Source organism: Gammaproteobacteria bacterium (assembly GCA_037388465.1).
Classification (GTDB): domain Bacteria; phylum Pseudomonadota; class Gammaproteobacteria; order SpSt-1174; family SpSt-1174; genus JARRKE01.
The window spans coordinates 1-16,783 of sequence record JARRKE010000054.1; the positions used below are offsets into that span (position 1 = coordinate 1).

23 protein-coding genes and 1 pseudogene are annotated in these 16,783 nt (G+C 65.0%); 7 read left to right on the plus strand and 17 right to left on the minus strand.

All coding sequences use genetic code 11. The annotated features are described in order from the left end of the window. The 3 genes from P8Y64_10290 to P8Y64_10300 all read right to left on the minus strand — a co-directional run. On the minus strand, window positions 1-302 hold a 302-nt coding region (locus P8Y64_10290; GenBank protein MEJ2060857.1), incomplete at its 3' end, for a class I SAM-dependent methyltransferase. 10 nt (window positions 303-312) lie between these two features. Beyond that, on the minus strand, window positions 313-630 hold the full coding sequence (locus P8Y64_10295; GenBank protein MEJ2060858.1) for a DUF2288 domain-containing protein: 318 nt from the start codon (window positions 628-630) through the stop codon (window positions 313-315). A 732-nt stretch (window positions 631-1,362) separates the two neighbouring features. Then, window positions 1,363-2,643 carry a GNAT family N-acetyltransferase gene (locus P8Y64_10300; GenBank protein ID MEJ2060859.1) on the minus strand — a complete coding sequence of 427 codons (1,281 nt, stop codon included), beginning with the start codon at window positions 2,641-2,643 and terminating at the stop codon, window positions 1,363-1,365. 37 nt (window positions 2,644-2,680) lie between these two features. On the opposite strand from P8Y64_10300, the gene P8Y64_10305 reads away from it, so the two are divergent. Continuing rightward, window positions 2,681-3,013: a hypothetical protein gene (locus tag P8Y64_10305; protein MEJ2060860.1), complete on the plus strand. Its 333-nt coding sequence runs from the start codon at window positions 2,681-2,683 to the stop codon at window positions 3,011-3,013. Between the two features lie 501 nt (window positions 3,014-3,514). On the opposite strand, the gene P8Y64_10310 is transcribed toward P8Y64_10305, so the two are convergent. Further along, a complete protein-coding gene (locus tag P8Y64_10310; protein ID MEJ2060861.1) occupies window positions 3,515-3,730 on the minus strand; it encodes a hypothetical protein in 216 nt (71 codons plus the stop codon). Between the two features lie 17 nt (window positions 3,731-3,747). Continuing rightward, complete coding sequence (locus P8Y64_10315; GenBank protein ID MEJ2060862.1) at window positions 3,748-4,077, minus strand: DUF962 domain-containing protein; 330 nt, start codon at window positions 4,075-4,077, stop codon at window positions 3,748-3,750. Window positions 4,078-4,186: 109 nt separating this feature from the next. On the opposite strand from P8Y64_10315, the gene P8Y64_10320 reads away from it, so the two are divergent. From P8Y64_10320 to P8Y64_10335, 4 genes are all read left to right on the plus strand, one after another. After that, window positions 4,187-4,585, plus strand: coding sequence for a hypothetical protein (locus tag P8Y64_10320; protein MEJ2060863.1), 399 nt, complete (start codon window positions 4,187-4,189; stop codon window positions 4,583-4,585). Window positions 4,586-4,682: 97 nt separating this feature from the next. Then, complete coding sequence (locus P8Y64_10325) at window positions 4,683-5,540, plus strand: pirin family protein (GenBank protein MEJ2060864.1); 858 nt, start codon at window positions 4,683-4,685, stop codon at window positions 5,538-5,540. Then, entirely contained in the window at window positions 5,540-6,103 is a 564-nt protein-coding gene (locus P8Y64_10330) for a lipocalin family protein (GenBank protein ID MEJ2060865.1), read from the plus strand. The genes P8Y64_10325 and P8Y64_10330 overlap by 1 nt, the downstream gene beginning before the upstream one ends. Before the next feature lie 72 nt (window positions 6,104-6,175). Next, window positions 6,176-6,445 carry a hypothetical protein gene (locus P8Y64_10335; GenBank protein MEJ2060866.1) on the plus strand — a complete coding sequence of 90 codons (270 nt, stop codon included), beginning with the start codon at window positions 6,176-6,178 and terminating at the stop codon, window positions 6,443-6,445. A 96-nt stretch (window positions 6,446-6,541) separates the two neighbouring features. On the opposite strand, the gene P8Y64_10340 is transcribed toward P8Y64_10335, so the two are convergent. Beyond that, entirely contained in the window at window positions 6,542-7,162 is a 621-nt protein-coding gene (locus tag P8Y64_10340; GenBank protein ID MEJ2060867.1) for a glutathione S-transferase family protein, read from the minus strand. Window positions 7,163-7,273: 111 nt separating this feature from the next. Between P8Y64_10340 and P8Y64_10345 the strand changes: the two genes are divergently transcribed. Further along, window positions 7,274-7,723 carry a hypothetical protein gene (locus P8Y64_10345; GenBank protein ID MEJ2060868.1) on the plus strand — a complete coding sequence of 150 codons (450 nt, stop codon included), beginning with the start codon at window positions 7,274-7,276 and terminating at the stop codon, window positions 7,721-7,723. 22 nt (window positions 7,724-7,745) lie between these two features. On the opposite strand, the gene P8Y64_10350 is transcribed toward P8Y64_10345, so the two are convergent. The 6 genes from P8Y64_10350 to petA form a co-directional block, all read right to left on the minus strand. Continuing rightward, window positions 7,746-8,474, minus strand: coding sequence for an SCO family protein (locus tag P8Y64_10350; protein ID MEJ2060869.1), 729 nt, complete (start codon window positions 8,472-8,474; stop codon window positions 7,746-7,748). Continuing rightward, entirely contained in the window at window positions 8,471-8,854 is a 384-nt protein-coding gene (locus tag P8Y64_10355) for a hypothetical protein (protein ID MEJ2060870.1), read from the minus strand. The genes P8Y64_10350 and P8Y64_10355 overlap by 4 nt, the downstream gene beginning before the upstream one ends. Further along, window positions 8,855-9,679, minus strand: coding sequence for a cytochrome c1 (locus P8Y64_10360; protein ID MEJ2060871.1), 825 nt, complete (start codon window positions 9,677-9,679; stop codon window positions 8,855-8,857). Window positions 9,680-9,701: 22 nt separating this feature from the next. Continuing rightward, on the minus strand, window positions 9,702-11,135 hold the full coding sequence (locus P8Y64_10365) for a cytochrome b N-terminal domain-containing protein (protein ID MEJ2060872.1): 1,434 nt from the start codon (window positions 11,133-11,135) through the stop codon (window positions 9,702-9,704). 63 nt (window positions 11,136-11,198) lie between these two features. After that, on the minus strand, window positions 11,199-12,020 hold the full coding sequence (locus tag P8Y64_10370; GenBank protein ID MEJ2060873.1) for a c-type cytochrome: 822 nt from the start codon (window positions 12,018-12,020) through the stop codon (window positions 11,199-11,201). Then, on the minus strand, window positions 11,992-12,663 hold the full coding sequence (gene petA, locus P8Y64_10375; protein MEJ2060874.1) for a ubiquinol-cytochrome c reductase iron-sulfur subunit: 672 nt from the start codon (window positions 12,661-12,663) through the stop codon (window positions 11,992-11,994). The genes P8Y64_10370 and petA overlap by 29 nt, the downstream gene beginning before the upstream one ends. 358 nt (window positions 12,664-13,021) lie before the next feature. Between petA and P8Y64_10380 the strand changes: the two genes are divergently transcribed. Continuing rightward, window positions 13,022-13,378 carry a hypothetical protein gene (locus P8Y64_10380; GenBank protein ID MEJ2060875.1) on the plus strand — a complete coding sequence of 119 codons (357 nt, stop codon included), beginning with the start codon at window positions 13,022-13,024 and terminating at the stop codon, window positions 13,376-13,378. A 97-nt stretch (window positions 13,379-13,475) separates the two neighbouring features. On the opposite strand, the gene P8Y64_10385 is transcribed toward P8Y64_10380, so the two are convergent. From P8Y64_10385 to P8Y64_10405, 5 genes and pseudogenes are all read right to left on the minus strand, one after another. Further along, on the minus strand, window positions 13,476-14,483 hold the full coding sequence (locus tag P8Y64_10385; protein MEJ2060876.1) for a phosphotransferase: 1,008 nt from the start codon (window positions 14,481-14,483) through the stop codon (window positions 13,476-13,478). 10 nt (window positions 14,484-14,493) lie between these two features. After that, a complete protein-coding gene (locus P8Y64_10390; GenBank protein MEJ2060877.1) occupies window positions 14,494-15,777 on the minus strand; it encodes an aminotransferase class III-fold pyridoxal phosphate-dependent enzyme in 1,284 nt (427 codons plus the stop codon). 14 nt (window positions 15,778-15,791) lie between these two features. Then, complete coding sequence (locus P8Y64_10395) at window positions 15,792-16,076, minus strand: cysteine hydrolase (protein MEJ2060878.1); 285 nt, start codon at window positions 16,074-16,076, stop codon at window positions 15,792-15,794. 16 nt (window positions 16,077-16,092) lie between these two features. Beyond that, a pseudogene (locus P8Y64_10400) lies at window positions 16,093-16,602 on the minus strand (cysteine hydrolase). A gap of 13 nt (window positions 16,603-16,615) precedes the next feature. Further along, a partial coding sequence (locus P8Y64_10405; GenBank protein MEJ2060879.1) for an SDR family oxidoreductase occupies window positions 16,616-16,783 on the minus strand: 168 nt, incomplete at its 5' end.

A 16,783-nucleotide genomic window follows, 5' to 3' on the forward strand; every position in this document is an offset into this window, starting at 1 on the left:
CGCGCCACCGTGAGATGCACCGGATTGAGCTCCACCCCCTCGATGCATTCGGGGGCGATGAAATGCTGGAACTGCCGGATCACCGTGCCGCCGCCCACCCCGAGCACCAGCACCCGCCGGATGTCAGAGGGGTCGTGGAAGTAGGCGGGCAGCAACAGCAGATCCCAGATGCTGCCCGTCAGCGGACGGCGCGGGCTGAACTGGCTGTGAAATACCCCGTCGGTGTACAGGCGCCGGGTGGCGCCTGCGCCGCGCACCTCGTAATGACGGCCGCCGCTTCGCTTTTCCCACAGCACCGCCATAGGTCGGTGGTCAGTTGTCGGGGTGTTCGATTTCCTGGATCAGCACCCAGGGCGCGGTGACCACCGCCCAGAACAAGGGCTGGCGCTCGCCCCAGGCGCGCGCGTCGTCCTCGGTCGCCTTGGCCACGCTGCCGTCGCTCATCCAGGTGCGCAGGGACTCGGTGTCGTCGCGCACCATGCAGGCCGCCACCTCGACCAGATCCAGCGCCGGATCGACCTTCACCACCACACCGCGCGCGAAGTGGCGTTCCAGCTCCGTCCACTCGATCTTGCCGGTCCCGGCGTTCAGCTGGTCGTGCAGTTCCTGTTCGCTTTGATGTTCTTGCATGAGGGGCATTGTAAAAGATGTGAGGGGTGAGAAGTGTAAGCTTGTAGTTTTGTTTCGCACGCTTTTGAGCCAGGATTTTTTTATCTAACACCCGTTGTGGCGTGCGAGTCCCTTTCTTTGTACGCCCAAAGAAAGGGACGAAAGAAATGCGCCCCCACCGCCTTGGCCTTCGGCTTCCCTCGCAGCCAATGGCTTTCGACGGGCCCGGTTCGACACGACGTCCTGTCGTGACGAACCTCAGCCCGGCGTCCCTGCCGGGCTGACCCTGCAAGCCACCGGCTGCTCGGCAAGGCGGGACGGGGGAGAAAACCAGTGCACAGTGCTGAGGACTGAGTGAGGGACTGGAGTGGCTTTTACTCAGACCTTTGCACTCAGAACTCGGCACCTGTCTTTTATCCCCGTCGGCCGCGCCCGGAACGCCCCGCAGTGGACTGACCAGGAGCCGCAGGGCGCGTGAGGGATTACGCGCGTCTTTCGCAGGCCATGGAGGACCTGTCGAAAGACCTCCGGTCAGACCGCGGGGTGTGGAGGCAAAGCGTGGCCGTGGGGTGTCGTTTCTTTTGGTTCGTTTTCTTTGGACAAGCAAAGAAAATGAACTCGCGCTGTGCAACAAGGGCTGATTAGAAACACTCACCCAAGAATGTGCGAAACAATACCGAGGCACTCTCTAAGCGGATGCCAGGTGCGAAACAATGCCAAAGCCCTAACTAACCGAAAACTCAAAACACACGCCTAATCAAACATCCCCTTCGCAAATCCCGCATCAACCTCTTTCACCCGCTCGAACACCTCCCGCACCAACCCCCGCAAAACATCCGTCACCTGCGCTCGTCCAGGCAGTCCCACTGCGGCGGCGGCCCGCGGCCAGTCATACCCCTGCAGCACGCGGGTGATGAGCAGGGTGCGCCCGCGTGCATCCAGCCACGCAGCAGAACCCGGATCACCCAGCACCCGGCAGGCCAGCACCGACAACGGCCCCTGGCAGGCCTCGAACGACCGCCGCCCGAAGGCGAATGCCGCCAGGTCCAGCCAGTCCTGCCGGTCCAGAGCCGGCCAGGGGGCTTCGCCATCGAATCTCATCACCCGCTCCACCAGCTCGGGTTCGAGGTCGCGCAGCGGATCGGCCAGTTGCTGTGGCAGGTAGCGCAGGAATCGTCCGCGCGCGGTCTGCACCAGCGCACGCCCGGCCTCGCTCAGCCCGTGCAGCATGAGCACGGAGTGCATGCCGCTGGCGGCGCCGCGTTTGACACTGACCCTGACCGCGCGGCAGTCGACCGAGGACCAGAAATCCAGCAGCTGCGGCGTAGCCCCGAAGCTGCTGCCGAGATAATCCAGTTCCTGCTGCTGCGCCCAGGCGGAGATGGCCTTCATCAGGTAGCGGCCCATGCCGCGCCGCTGCACCGCCGGGTGCACAGCAATGCGCATCACGCGCGCGCCGCGCAGGCGGGCGGCCGCCTCCAGCCCCAGATGCGCAGCCAGGGTTTCCGGCATGAGGTGCCCGTGCGGGCGGGTGCGGCCGGCCCACACGCCGTGGGCGGTTGCCGCGTCGAAACCGCCTTCCTCGGCCACCAGCGCCGTCGCCGCGATGTGCCCGGCATAACGCAGCACCCATACGGATAAATTGGGTCCGTCGAGCAGATGGCGCAGGTCGTACGGCCGGGTGCGGTAATGCGCCAGCACCAGCAGCCCGAACAGTTCGCCCAGGGTGGCGTCGTCGTCCGCCAGCAGGTCGCGGTCGAGCTCCGCCACCAGGCAGTCGGCCGGATCGGCACCCGCCAGCGCCTCGTCCGGCGCGGCGGCGGCGTCGAGCAACAGCGCCCGGAACACGAAGGCCTCCAGCGGATCGTCCTCCGCCCAGCGGATGGGCGTGGTCAGGCGCACCTGCTTCCAGCCGCGGCTGCGTGCATCCAGGGTCTGCGCGAAACGCAGCGACCAGGTCGGCCTCGGGAAGATTCTCCAGCAGGTCGTCCGGGGCGTGAAAGGCCATGCGCGCTTCGCCGTAATGCACCGCACCGCGCGAAACGCCTGCCCCGTCCAGCAGGGCACCGGCGTGCTCGAATACACCGGCCACCGATTCCAGCCGCGGCCCGGTAACGATGATGTTGCGTGTCCCCTGTTGCAGCAGGCGAGCCGCCGCGATACCGAAGGCGGCGGATTTGCCGCGTCCGCGATCCGAGACCAGCACCGCCGGGCGGCGGCGCTGCCCCGTCATCACCTTGATCACCGCCGCCACCGCCGCGCGTTGATCGTCGGTGCGGCAGTCGTCCTCGGCTATGGGGTGCGGGGTGGCCGGCGTGCACTCTTCCGGCAGCGGCGCGAGTACAGGCAGGGGCTGTCCCTGCTCCACCACCGTCACCCCCGGCGCCTCGCGAACCACGCGTGACAGCCGGCGCAGGAAATAACCGGTCACCGCCTGGGGCGGATAGGGATAAACGGTGATGCGCGCCCGTTCGGGATCGTCGTGGCCTTCCCAGGTGCCGAGCGGTGGCGTCAGCAGTATCAGCAGCCCGCCGCCGCGGATGGCGCCGGCCACCGCACCGAAGGCGTCGGGATCGAAACCGTCGTGGGCATCGAACACCACGGCATCGACCTCGCGCCCGAGGGCGGCGCCGGCCTGCGCTCCGGGCAACGCCCAGGCCCCGGCGGGAGCGGACTCGGATACCCACAACACCCGCGTCAGCCCGGCCGCTGCCAGGGCCTGGCCCGCCTGTGCGCGGCACCACACCGCATCCCCGGCCAGCACCAGGCCGCGGCGGTGAAAATGGGCGGCTGCCTGCGCCGCCAGGTCGGCAGCCAGAGCGGTCAACGGGGCCGGTTTGTCTGCGGGGTTCGGCGTGGTCATGGCATGGTCATTATGCCAGCGCGAGCCCCGGCGGCCCGGATGTCAGTAGATGCCGAACGCCACGAATGCCAGATAGGTGCCGCTGCCGATCGCCAGCAACGCCCCCCAGAAGGCCACCCACAGGCTGCGCCGGCGCCAGCCGAAACCCAGCGCGGCCAAACCCAGCAGGGCGGCATAAATGGCGGTGCCCACCAGCATCTTGATGCTGATCAGGGTGCGGTGATCCAGCGCCGCCGACAATGCGGAATGACTGTTCATAATTCTTTTTCTCTACATTATTTATCCAGCCGTGCCCGTTCCCGCTCCAGCCGCCCGGTAAGCATCAGCCAGAACATGAGGAAATCGCCCCGCAGCGACCACAGCGGATGCCGGAACGTCGCCGGCCGGTTGTGCTCGACGGCGAAATGCCCCAGCCACGCGAAGCCATAGCCCACCACCGGCAACAGCAGCAGCCACCACGCGCTGGCCAGGACGGCCAACACCAGGACCGGCAGCAACAGCGCCGTGCCGGCGAAATGCAGCCAGCGTGTCCAGGTACGGCTGTGTTCGCCCAGATAATAAGGCCAGAACTCGGCAAACGAGCCGAATGGCGCATCCGTTTTCATAGTTCTTACCTAGGTCGGCGCCCCGACCCGGTCAAGTTTATTCCGTCATACTCCCGTCCAACTCTGTTACCCTTTAAGGCATAAATTGATACGCACCGAGGACTTCTTCATGGCTGACAACGAGCCCCAGATCACGATGGATGCGAACCAGCTTTTTCGCGAAGACATGTTCACCGACCTGCAGGCCGGCAGCATCCGCCGTCTGACTCCGGTCAAGCCTGATGGCAGCGACGACCCCGACCGCAAGGTCATTTACGTGGGCCAGGCCCAGGTAATGACGCCGATGGGCACCCTGCCGCTGACCTTCGAGCTCGGCACCGAGTCCCTGGCGGACGCGGTGGCCCGCTTCCCCAAGGCGGCGGAAGAGGCGATGGAACGCACCCGCCAGGAACTCCAGGAACTGCGCCGCGAGGCCGCTTCCTCCATCATCGTGCCCGGCCAGGGTGGCGGCGGTGCGGGAGGCCCGGGCGGCATGGGCGGCGGTCCCGGCGGCTTCCAGATGCCCTGAGCCGGACGCGGGAACTTGAGTCGCCGCACCCTGGACCAATAATTAAACATGGCCTCAGGGTCCCGCGACTTTCCCGCCACGCAGGAGGTGGCCTGACATGACTCACCGCTCGATCGTCCACCGCATCCCGGCGGCGGCCGTTTCCGAAGGTGCCGGCGTTACCGTGCGCCGTACCATCGGCACGCCCGCCCTGCGCCACCTCGATCCCTTTCTGATGCTGGACCATTTCGGCAGCGAGAACCCCGACGAATACATCGCCGGTTTTCCCGACCACCCGCATCGCGGCTTCATCACCTTCACCTACATGCTCAACGGCCACATGCAGCACAAGGACAGCATGGGCAACCAGGGCGACCTGCGCGCCGGCGGCGCACAGTGGATGAAGGCGGCCAGCGGGGTGATCCATTCCGAAATGCCCCAGCAGACCGAAGGCCTGATGCGCGGCTTCCAGCTGTGGATCAATCTGCCTGCGACCGAGAAGATGAGCGATCCCGCCTACCAGGAATATCAGGCCGACGCCTTCCCGGTGGTCGAGACGGCACAGGGCCGCATCAAGGTGCTCATCGGGCACTACGACGGCACCGATGCCCCGATCCAGGACCCCAATACCCACGTGCAATATTACGACGTCAATCTGCACGCGGGCGGGACGTTCACCGCCCCGCTGGACAGGGACTTCACGACGTTCACCTATCTGTATGCCGGCGACGCGCGGGTGGGGGACACCCCGCTGCCAGAACACAACCTCGCCGTGCTGGATAACGGCGATCATGTCGAGCTCACGGCCGGCGAGCACGGCGCCAGCTTCATCCTGGTCGCCGGGCGCCCGCTCGGTGAATCCATCGCTCAGTACGGGCCGTTCGTCATGAACACCCGCGAGGAAATCGAGCAGGCCTTCGACGACTACCGCCAGGGACGACTGGTTCGTACACGCGCCGCGATGAACCCTGCGTAATGCTGCGACCGACGTTCTGGCTGATCCTGCCGATCGTCGCCGGGATCATCATCCTCGTGACGGCCTGCGACACGGTCGACCATCATTCCCCGCCGCAGACCGTCGCCCATGTCGACCTGAACCGCTACACCGGCACCTGGTACCAGATCGCCCTCATCCCCAACCGGTTCCAGCGGCGCTGCGCCGCCGACACCACCGCCACCTATGAGCTGGGCGCCGACGGCCACATCGACATCACCAACCGCTGCCGGACTGCGGACGGCACCTACGACGAAGTCCACGGCCTCGCCCGGGTGATCGATCCCCGCACCAACGCCAAGCTCGAGGTCAGCTTCGTCAAACTGTTCGGCTGGCACCTGTTCTGGGGCGACTACTGGATACTCGATCTCGGTCCGCGTTACCGCTACGCCATCGTCGGCACGCCGGACCGCCGCTTCGGCTGGGTCCTGAGCCGCACGCCCAGCCTGCCGGCCAGAACCCGCGCCGCCATCGACCGCAAGCTCATCGAACTGGGCTACAAGCCCTCCGAATTCCTCCATACCCCCTATCGGCCCGCCTCCTGATCCCGTTCCGCGTACTAAGCTTTATATGAACGCCGGCACGTCAGACCGGCGCAGTCTTCGGGGAGGTTAATCATGAACAAACGTCTGATCGCCGTCGCCACGGCAACCGTATTCCTGCTCGGCAGCGCGGGCCTCGCCGCCCAGGCCGGCCAGGGCAGCGGAATGGGTGGGGGTATGGGCGGATCGTCCTACAACAAGTCCAAATCGCAAACCAGCGGTGAAAAGGAGAAAAAAACGCGCACGCGCGAGGAAGAGCAAAAGGGTGACGCCAAGGGCAAAACGACCCAGGAGCGCACCCGCGAGGAAACCTCGACGCAGCAGCGCGACCGCGAAGGGAATTAGCGCGAAGGAAATCAGGGACAGCAGCCGGGCGGCGTTCATCGCCCCATGCAAAACGGCACCCCTGGGGTGCCGTTTTGCATTTCCGCCGGGAAAGAATCAGTCGCGCTCGGTCTCGATCCCCTGCATGCCCATGTAGCCGTCCAGCGCCTCGATACGCTGCAGCCAGCGACGCACGGCGGGATAAGGCTCCAGCGAGATATCCCCTTCGTGCGCGAGCGCCACGTAGGGATAGCAGGCGATGTCCGCGATGGTGAGATGGTTGCGCACCAGCCAGTCGTGGTCCGTCAGCCGGCCCTCCAGCACATCCAGCGCGGTGGCCCCGAGCTGCCGGGCCTCCGCCATGTTCCAGGGTCGGCCGAGCAGCTTGACGGAGCGCGCCCGTGCCAGGCCGTAGAGGATCTCGTTCTGCGCCAGGGCCAGCCACTGCATCACCTCGGCCTCGCCGACCGCATCCTCGCCCAGCCAGGACTCGCCGCCGTAACAGCGCGCCAGATAGACCAGGATGGCGGTCGAATCCCACAGCGCCACCTCGCCGTCCACCAGCACCGGCACCTGGGCGCGCGGACTCAGCTTCTCGAATTCGGGCGGCGGCGGTTCCTGCCCGGTGATATCCACCCGCACGCTCTCGTAAGGCTGGTGCAGCAGGGACAGCATGAGGCGGACCTTGTGACAGTTGCCCGACCGCTCGAAATCGTACAGCTTCAAATGCCCGTCCATCGCATCTCCCCCGTTAGTCCGGCCGCACTGGCGCAATCCGGCAACGACCGCTATGAATTAGATAAGCACCGTCCCTCTCGGGTCGAAGCATAGTATGGCAGGGTGATGAGTATGACCAAGCAAGGTATCACCGCGGTTACCGCCGTCGTGCTGTTCGTCGCCGGCACGGGACTGACGGCCCGGGCCGCCGGGCAGGACACCGACGTCAGCCAATATTCGCAACAGCAGCAGCGGCTGCTGGGTACCGACCGGGACCACCGTCAACAGCGGGACGATAATGACCGGGGCAGCCAGCAACAGCGGCTGCTGGGCACGACACCGGACCGGCGCGACAAAGACGATAAACGCGACCGGCGCCACCATCGCGACCCGTACCAGCGCTGGGACCATGACTGGGATCGCGACCGGGACCACATGCGCGACCGCTACGACGAGCGGGACAGAGACCATGAACGGGACGAAGGCTACGACCCGCAAAGCGCGGTCGAGCGGCAACAGGCCCCTGCCCGGCAACAAACGCAAAACGAACCGCAGCACGGCTGGTGGGAATTCTGGAAATAGCGGGCCGGCCCGCCTGAAAGCGCTAACCGTGAGCCGTGGTCAGCAGCGGCCGGATCGCCCGCAGCAGCGACTGCCCGGAGACCACGTCCGCCTGGTCGAAGAACCGCCGGATACGGCCCTGCGTATCCACGATCACCAGGCCGTCGTTGTGGGTGATGTCGTAGCCGACATGGGCCTTTTCGGCGAGGGGATTCACCACCGTAGGTTGTGGCGTCAGCGCCGGACCGCCGGCCTGATCGGCGTCATCGCCAATAGTTTTGCTGTAGGCCACGTGAAAACCGCCGGTGACGATGCGGCGGATGGTTTTGGGCTGCCCGGTCAGGTACTGCCAGTGGGGATCGGCGGGATTCCAGCCGTATTCCTTGAGGAACGCCCGCATCTGCCTGGGCCCCGTTCCGGCCGGGTCCACGTTGAAGGCCACGATCTCCACCCGGTTCTGCAGCCCCGCCCTGTCGAGCAGGCGCTCGAATCCCACCAGATGCGCCGCGATCAGCGGGCAATAGGTGGTGCAGTAGGGAAACAGGAAGGTGACCACCTGCACCTTGCCCTTGAAGCGGGCGGAACCCACCGTCCGGCCCAGCTGATTGGTCAGCCCCCGGTAACTCGGCGCCTTGCCCAGCACCGGTTCCGGCGCGGCCGTGGTCGCAGAGGAGGACTCGACGCCCAACAGCCAGCCGATCGCGCCGGCCATCAGCACTGCGGCCAGGATGCCCGCGCCCAGCCACCAGCGCCGAACCGGTATAGCGCTCATGCCGGGTTTTCACCGCGGCGCAGGACCGGCCCCACGGGCAGCCCGCGGGCGTAGCGCATCATGCCGAACAGCACGCGCGCCACGTACCAGAGCCAGGCCGGGACGAGAAACAGCCAGCCGAATCCCAGCGGCAGGGTGAACCCGCCCAGAATCGACCAGATCAGGAAGATCAGCGTGGTGCGCAGCCGCCAGTGGCGGTGGCTTTCGGCGAAGGCGCTGACCGAGACCCGGTCCATGCGGCTGGTGTCGATATAAACCTCGGCCCAGATGGTGATGACGTACAACAGCGCGCCTGCGGCCAGTGCCGCATAGCACAGCCAGCCGAGCTTCGCGGCGCCGTCCACCCGGTCATCCGGCAATGCCGCAGCGGCCTGCTCCATCTAGGGCTTCTTCCAGTAGGTCCACCAGCGTCCGCCGCCCGGCGGGATCACCCGCCGCCAGTAGCCCTTGTACAACAGGTAGCTGAGCACGGTGAGAATGGCGAACAGCAGCAGAATCCAGCCGCCGATGGCGTGCCGCGCCTGCTGGTGGGGATGCGCCACGAAGTAAAGAAAGGTGACGATGTCCTTGGCCATGGTGTCGAACTGCGCCGGCGTCATGCTGCCTTGGGTGAGCGGGCGCACGCCGACGGCCACCTGCGCGGGCTTGCCGAACACGAAGCCGGCCTTTTTCACCGGGGCCTGCAGGCCCTGCAGACCGGCGAACACATCGGGCATGGCGACCTTGTTGAACACCACGTTGTTGGCGCCGGTGGGACGCGACGGATCGACGTAAAACGAGGTGAGGTAGGTGTACAGCCAGTCCGCGCTGCGCCGCTTGGCGATCACGGTCAGGTCGGGCGCCGTCTTGCTGAAATACGCCGTGGCCACGCCCCTGGGCATGGACGAGATCATGGTCTGCACCACACGCCGGTGGGTTGGGTTGAGGTATTCGTTCACCTGCTTGGGCGTCAGCCCGAGCGGCTTGGCCAGTTCGTTGAAGCGGGTGCCCTGCACGCTGTGACAGGCCATGCAGCGCGCCATGAAGAACATGGCGCCGTCGCGCAGCGCGGCGCGGTCGTTGAGGTTGACCGTGATGTGCTTCAGCGGCGGCTGGGTGGTCTGCGTGCCGGCCGCGGCGGTTTGCGCAACGCCCAGTCCCGCCATCATAAGCAGCGCGAACGAAGCGGCGATGAAACGCAATGGGGTCTTGTCCGTTGGACGCATGGCGACAGGCTCCTCCATACCCTTAGTGCGTGATCCCGCCGGCGGTGAGCCGTTCGGGCAGGCGCGGCGCGTCACGGGTCAGGCCGGGCCAGAACAGCGCCGGCAGCAGGATGCCGGCCACGTACAGGGTCGGAATCCAGTCGGTGCGCAGCATCAGCGGCCAGCCGTGCGCGTGGGTGGCGTACATCCAGAAATCGATCAGCCAGATCAGCGCCTCGAGCACGACGAACCACGCCAGGGTGACCGGCCCCGATCGCTGGCGGTTGAAATACGGCAGCAAAAAGAACGTGATGTAGAACACCTCCGTCATGTGCAGCCCGAACACCATGTTGGAACTGGTGGCGCTGCCGTGCGCGATGCCGGCCAGGAAAAAGAAACCGACCGGCAGCGCCAGCAGGTTGACCTTGTACAGCAGGGAACGATAGCGAATGGATTTGACGGGATTGCGGTCCAGCCACGGCAGCGCGGCCAGCAGCACGAACACGAAGGCGAAGGTCACGATGCCGTAGAACTTGTTCGGCACGCCGCGCAGCATGGCGTAGAACGGCAGGAAGAACCACAGCGGGTGAATGTCCTCCGGCGTGTGGATGGCGCTGGCCGGGGTGTAGTTGAGCTTGTCCAGCAAAAAGCCCCAGCCGTCCGGCTTGTAGAACACGAATAAAAAGAAGATGAACATGAACACGCTCACCCCGAACACGTCCTTGATCGTGTAATAGGGATGGAAGGGGATGCCGTCCACCGGCCAGCCCTTGGCATTCTTGTTGTCGCGGATCTCGATGCCGTCCGGATTGTTCGACCCGACCTGATGCAGCGCGATGACGTGCACCAACACCAGCGCCAGCAGCAGGAACGGCATCAAAAACACGTGGAACACGAAAAATCGGTTCAGCGTCGGCAGGCCGACCACGAACGAGCCGCGCAGCCAGGTGGCGATGGCCTTGCCGACGAAGGGAATGGCCGTGGCGAAATTCATCACCACCGTCGAGCCCCAGTAGGACATCTGCCCCCACGGCAGCAGGTAACCGAGAAACGCCTCCGCCGACAGCACGAGGTACAGCGCGACACCCACCAGCCACAGGATCTCGCGCGGTTTCTTATACGAGCCGTACAGGATGCCGCGGTACATGTGCAGGTAGATCAGCACGAAAAAGGCCGAGGCGCCGACGATGTGCATGTAGCGCAGCAGCCAGCCCCAGTTGGAATCGCGCATGATGCCGCGCAGCACCGACCAGTAGGCCAGGTTCGGATTGGGCTGGTAGTGAATGGCCAGGAACAGCCCGGTGGCGATCTGCATCACCAGCACCAGCAGCGACAGCGAGCCGAAGAAGTACCAGACGTTGAAGTTCTTGGGCGCGGCGTAGCCTTCCAGGTGCTCGTGCCACACCTGACGCAACGGCAGGCGTTCGTTGAACCAGTCCGAAAATCCCTGTGCTTGCGTACGTTCAGCTTGTGACATGGTCGTTACCTGCTGACGAAAGTGCCTGATGGTCCGATCACACGGTCTGTTGCGATCGGTTCCTTATTGCTTGCTCTGCATGGCCGTCTTCTGCCCACCGCTTTTGATCGCGTCGGCGGGCAGGCCCTGCACCGGCTGCCGGGCGCGCGCTTTGACGTAGGCCTGGTAGGTCATCGGGCCACTGCCCGGTACGAGACCGGGTCGCAGCTGCTGGGCGTAAAGCGCGACGTCGGTGATCTCCGCCGGGGTCAGCCGCTTGGCGATCATCGCCATGACGTGGTGCGGGCTGTTGGCGCGCTTGCCGTCGGCGAAGGCCTTCAGCTGCTGTTCGATGTAGGTCGCGTGCTGGCCGGCCAGGGCGGGAATCGCCATCGGCGCGTTGCCCATGCCGCCGGCCGTGTGGCAGGCGGCGCATGACGGCACCTTGGCCCCGGGCAAACCCTGCTGGTAGATGCGGTAGCCCATCTTCGCTTGGTCGAGGGTCGGCTTGGGCGCACTGGCGTTGGCGTTCGCCGTGCGGTCGGGTTTCTGGTCGGCGAAGTAACGGGCGATGTTTTTCAGGTTTTGCTCATCCGGCGCCTTCGGCACGCCCTGGATCATGGCGCTCATGGTCGGCGCCTTGTAGCTGCCGTTGCGAAAATCCTCCAGCTGCTTGAGCAGGTAGTTGTAGTTCTGCCCCGCCAGGTTGGGGAATGTGTCGCCGCGGCTGTTTCCGTGCACGCCGTGGCAGGCGGCGCAGGTGGTGGTCGCGATCTTTGCGCCGGCTTGCGCGTCGCCCTGCGGCGCCACGCCGAGATAGGGCGCGTTGGCAAAGGCGCACGGACCGACGGCCAGTGCGCCCAGCAGCACGAGCGCGCTACCAGATTTCCGGATTCCAGTCTTCATGCAGGCCATCCGCGTTGCCCTCTCCGATGCGAACCACGTTGTCGGTCTTCCAGTAATAAGGCGGTATAGGAATGTTCAGCGGGGCGGGAGACCCCTCGAATACGCGTGCGGAAAAATCGTAGATGGAGCCGTGGCAGGCGCAGTGAAATCCGCCGTACCACCAGGACGTCACGCTGTGCGGCGTCGGGCGATAGTCCGGTATGCACTGCATGTGCGTGCACAGGGCCACCGCCACGAACAGATGCGGTTTCAGGGCGCGGTAGTTGCCGTTGACGTAGTGGCCGGCGGGCTGCTGCGGCTGCTTGCTGCCGGGATCGCGCAGGCGTTGCAGCAGCTCGGGTTTGGACAGGGTGTCCAGCATCCACTGCTTGCGGTGCAGGATCCAGATCGGCTTTTTCTTCCATACCACGAGCAGAAGCTGGCCCGGCTCGATCTTGCTGACGTCCACGTCGATGGGCGCGCCCTGGGCGGCCACGGCCTTGTCGGGATTCATATCGTCGATAAGGATGCCGGCGAACGCCGCGGCCGCCGCCGCGCCGACCACGCCCACCGAGGCGATCAGAAACCGCCTTCGCCCGGCCGAGAACTCCGGCTCGGGTTTCAGGGAATCCATCTCCGACGGCGTAATGCTTTCGCTGCTCATAACGGTGCTCGCCAGTGAACGTTAAGAATCGTTTCAGCCTGGCGCGTGAAGGTCCGTTCACGCGTGGGGCAGTCCGTGCAGTCCGATCCGCGGCATATGTCGCGGCGGGCGCTGAGAGACATCGACATTCCGACAATTCCGGTGTGGTCTCACACACCGATATTGCAAGGGACCAAGGCCTGTCGGTTTGGTTCCTCGTCGAACATTACCGATCGGAAAACAATGGGCACACAGGCGTGCGGCTACCGGAGGTTTTCTTGACTTAAATCACTGGCGCAAATCAACCGCCGGGACTATCTATTTCTTTATAAGAAGAACCTTTGTCATGGCCACAGGTTGGACAGTGGGAGGCTTTGCCATGAACACAAAACGACTAACAGCGCTCACCGCTGCGGCGGTGTTGCTGGCCGGCGGTGCCGGCCTGGTGGCCACATCAGCACAAGCGGACGATCCGAACCCGGGCTACAGCACGCTGCCCTCAGACCTGCTGCTGGCGGCAGACCAGGACCGTACGCGCGATCAGGACCGGCTTCAGGATCAGGATCGCATTCATGATCCGGATATGGACCAGGATCGTGATCGCTTGCGCGACCGGGACAAGGATCCGGACAAGATGAAGCTGATGGACCGCGACCGCACCAAGGATAAGGACAAGACCAAGGACCAGGACAAAGATCAGGATCAGGACCGCGATCGCGACCGTATTCACCAGTGACAACCAGTGTGGCAAACCGGTCCATCCGACCGGAACGCGGGTGCTGCCTGATCTCCTCCACGGGCAGCGCCCGCATCACGTCTGGGCCCAGGACGCCTCAGGCGAACAGCGTGCCGTCCAGATAACGGGTCACCAGCTCGCAGGTCTGCGGCGTGAATTCCTCGCCGATCTCCTTGGCGAGCTCGGTCTCGCTGTGCGAACCCAGCCAGGCCACCAGCAGAATCCGCCGCAGCATGATGAAGGTGGGGATCATCTCCAGCTCTTCTTCGGTCAGCGGGCGCACCGCGTTGTAACCCTTCACCCAGGACTCGATCAGTTCGGGCACGTAGTCCTTGTGCTCGATGAAGCTCAGCGCGCTGCCCAGGTCGTACATGAACCAGCTGTAGCCGCAGTCGTCGAAGTCGATGACGCTGACGTTGCCCTGATGAATGAGCAGGTTCGCCAGCCGCAGGTCGGCGTGCACCAGGCCGAAGCGGTCAGGCCCCGAACCGTAGGCCTCGAGCCGGCTGCGGATCTTGGCCACACCCTGGTTGATATGAGCAATCACCTCCGGCGTCACGCCGATGCCCTGGCGCCACTCGCCCCAGATCGGAGTACCGCCCAGGGTGCGCTCGAAATCCCACACCGGCCGCTGCGGCCTGCGCCGCCCGGTGATCCACTGCCTGCTGTGCTCGTGGAGCACGGCGGTGATGCCGCCCAGCTGTTCGAACGATGCGGGTAGGTCGTGCTCCTCGCTGGGCTCCTCGCCGTCCAGGAACTCGAACAGCACGCTGTAGCGCTCGCCCTGCTGCGCGGTGGGAAAGGGCTGAATCAGTTCCGCGTCACATCCCGTGATCGGGGCGGCGGTACGGATCGGGGTATCGCGGCCGATGTCGCACACCCAGTCGAGCTCCGAGGCGATCGTCTCCGGCGTGTGGTAGCCCAGCCGGTGCACGCGCAGCACGTAACACTGATCCCCATCCTCGATCTTGTACGTCGTGTTCTCGGAATGGTTCAGCAGCTTCACCCGCGCCGTGTCGGAAATGCCCCAGCGCCACAGATTGTGCGCGACGGCGGCGTCGATCACGGCCAGGTCGGCATCGGAAACAGTCGCCTCGTAACCCATAGCTACACCCTCAAATCGCTGCCTTGGCCTGCTTGATGCTGCGGCGCAGAATGTCGAGCACTTCGTCGGCCAGGGGTTTGTCGATCAGCACGCCGGGCTTGAACTGCAGCACGCTGGGGTCCAGCCCGGAAAAGATCGCCCACACGCCGTTCTGGTACAGCGCGTTGCTGACGAACACCGCGCCCTGCGGGTGATCGAACTTGAGCCCCATCACCAGCCCTTCCTGCCGGATCTCGGTGAAAAAGCCCTCGCTTTCGTCCTGGATGGCGCGCAGCTGCTCGGTGAAGTACGCGCTCATGTCGCGCACGTTCCCGATCACCGCCTCCCGGGTCGAGATTTCAAGCACGGTCGACGCCACCCGGCAGCCCAGCTCCGAGCCGCCGAAGGTGGAGATGTGGCCGAAGCCGTCCTCCTCCATCCAGCCGGCCGCCTGGTCGTTCACCAGCACCGCGCCGATGGGATAGATGCCGCCGCCCAGACCCTTGGCCGTGACCAGGATGTCCGGGGTGACGCCGTAGGTGTCCACGCACCACAGGTTGCCGGTGCGGCTCAGGCCGGTCTGCACCTCGTCGGCCACGTACAGCGCGTCGTATTTCGTGCACAGCTCGCGCACACCCTGCAGGTAACCGGGCTCGGGCAGCGGGAATCCGTAGGTCGCGGGAATGGTCTCGATGATCACCGCCGCGACGTCGCGGCCCTTGAGCGCGTTCTCCATCGCCTCCAGGTCGTTGAACGGCACCTTGACGAACTCGTCCGCCGACCCCTCGGACAGGAACATGCTCGAAAAACGCGGATCGCCCGTCGCCACCGCCAGGCCGGTGTGGCCGTGGTAGCACTTCTCCAGCGAAACGATCTTGCGCTTGCCGGTGCCGAAGCGCGCCGACTTCAGGGCGATGTCGATCGACTCGCCGCCGCCGCTGGCGTAGATGGCGTGGTTGAGCCCCTCGGGCGAATTCTTCACCAGCTGCTCGGCCAGCTCCGCTCGCGCGATGGAAGGGAAGTGATGGTTGCCGATGTCGAACTCCTGCACCGACTCGACCAGCGTCTTCACCACCTCCGGGTTGCGATGCCCGAGGTTGTAGGTGCCGCCGTTCAGGTGCACGTCGATCAGGCGCTTGCCGTCCATGTCGTACAGGCAATAACCCTCACGCTTGCCGATCACCAGGTCGATGCCCACCGACTGCCAGAATTTGGTCTTGCCGGGGTTCCAGTACTTGACCGACTTGTCGAGTATTTCCTGTTTGCGCGCGCTGCGATCTGCCGCGCTGTTCAGCTGGGAAACGCTTCCCGCCATTCCTGTCTCAAGCATTACGTTCTCTCTTCGAAAATCTGAAATAGGTCATCCGCCGCCACGACCTGGCAGTAGATGTTGTTGATGATCTCGAGCTCCTTGTGGTGCAGCTCGTCCGAGCCCGCCGCGCAGCCGTCCTCGATCACCACGGTGTTGAAGCTTTCGTCCGCCAGGCTGCGCACCGTCGAGGCCACGCACTGGTCGGTGAAGATGCCGCACACCACCACGTGCTCGACGCCCATGTTGTGCAGCAGCAGCCGCAGGTTGGTGCCGGTGAGCGCCGAGTCCGTGGTCTTGGTCACCACGATCTCGTGCTCGAGTGAAGATGCCGCACACCACCACGTGCTCGACGCCCATGTTGTGCAGCAGCAGCCGCAGGTTGGTGCCGGTGAGCGCCGAGTCCGTGGTCTTGGTCACCACGATCTCGTGCTCGATCGGACCGACCGGCGGGAAAAGCTGCGAAGGGTGTTCCTGATGCGGCAGCAGCAGGTTGTTGAACCCCGGCCTGCGCTGGCTCAGCGAACGGTCCGTTCCGTCCGGCGTCAGGCACGCGATGCGCGCGTGGAACACCGGCATGTTCCCGGAACGGAAATACGCCAGCATGCGGCGCACGGTGGGTATCACCGTTTCGTTCATGCGCTCGTGAAAAGGCGTCCATGCCTCGTACTCGGCCAGCGCGTCCCCTTCCAGCTCCTCGGGATTCGGCCGCTCCATGTAGGTGTTCTGGATGTCGATCACCAGCAGCGCGGTGCGCGACTTGTCCAGGTCCAGATCGGGGATGTCCGCGGCCTGGTAGTAAAACGAGCGGTAGCGGTCTTTCCAGTGCATGGCCGTCTTCGCCTCAGGCGTCCACCGCTTCCAGGGTTTCCGGCAGGATCTGTCCGCCGTCCACGATCAGCGACTGGCCGGTGATGTAGCCGGCGTTCTCCTGCGCGAAGAACAGCGCCGCGGTGCCGATGTCCTCCACGTCGCCCAGGCGCTTCATGGGGATCGAGGCCTTCATGGTGTT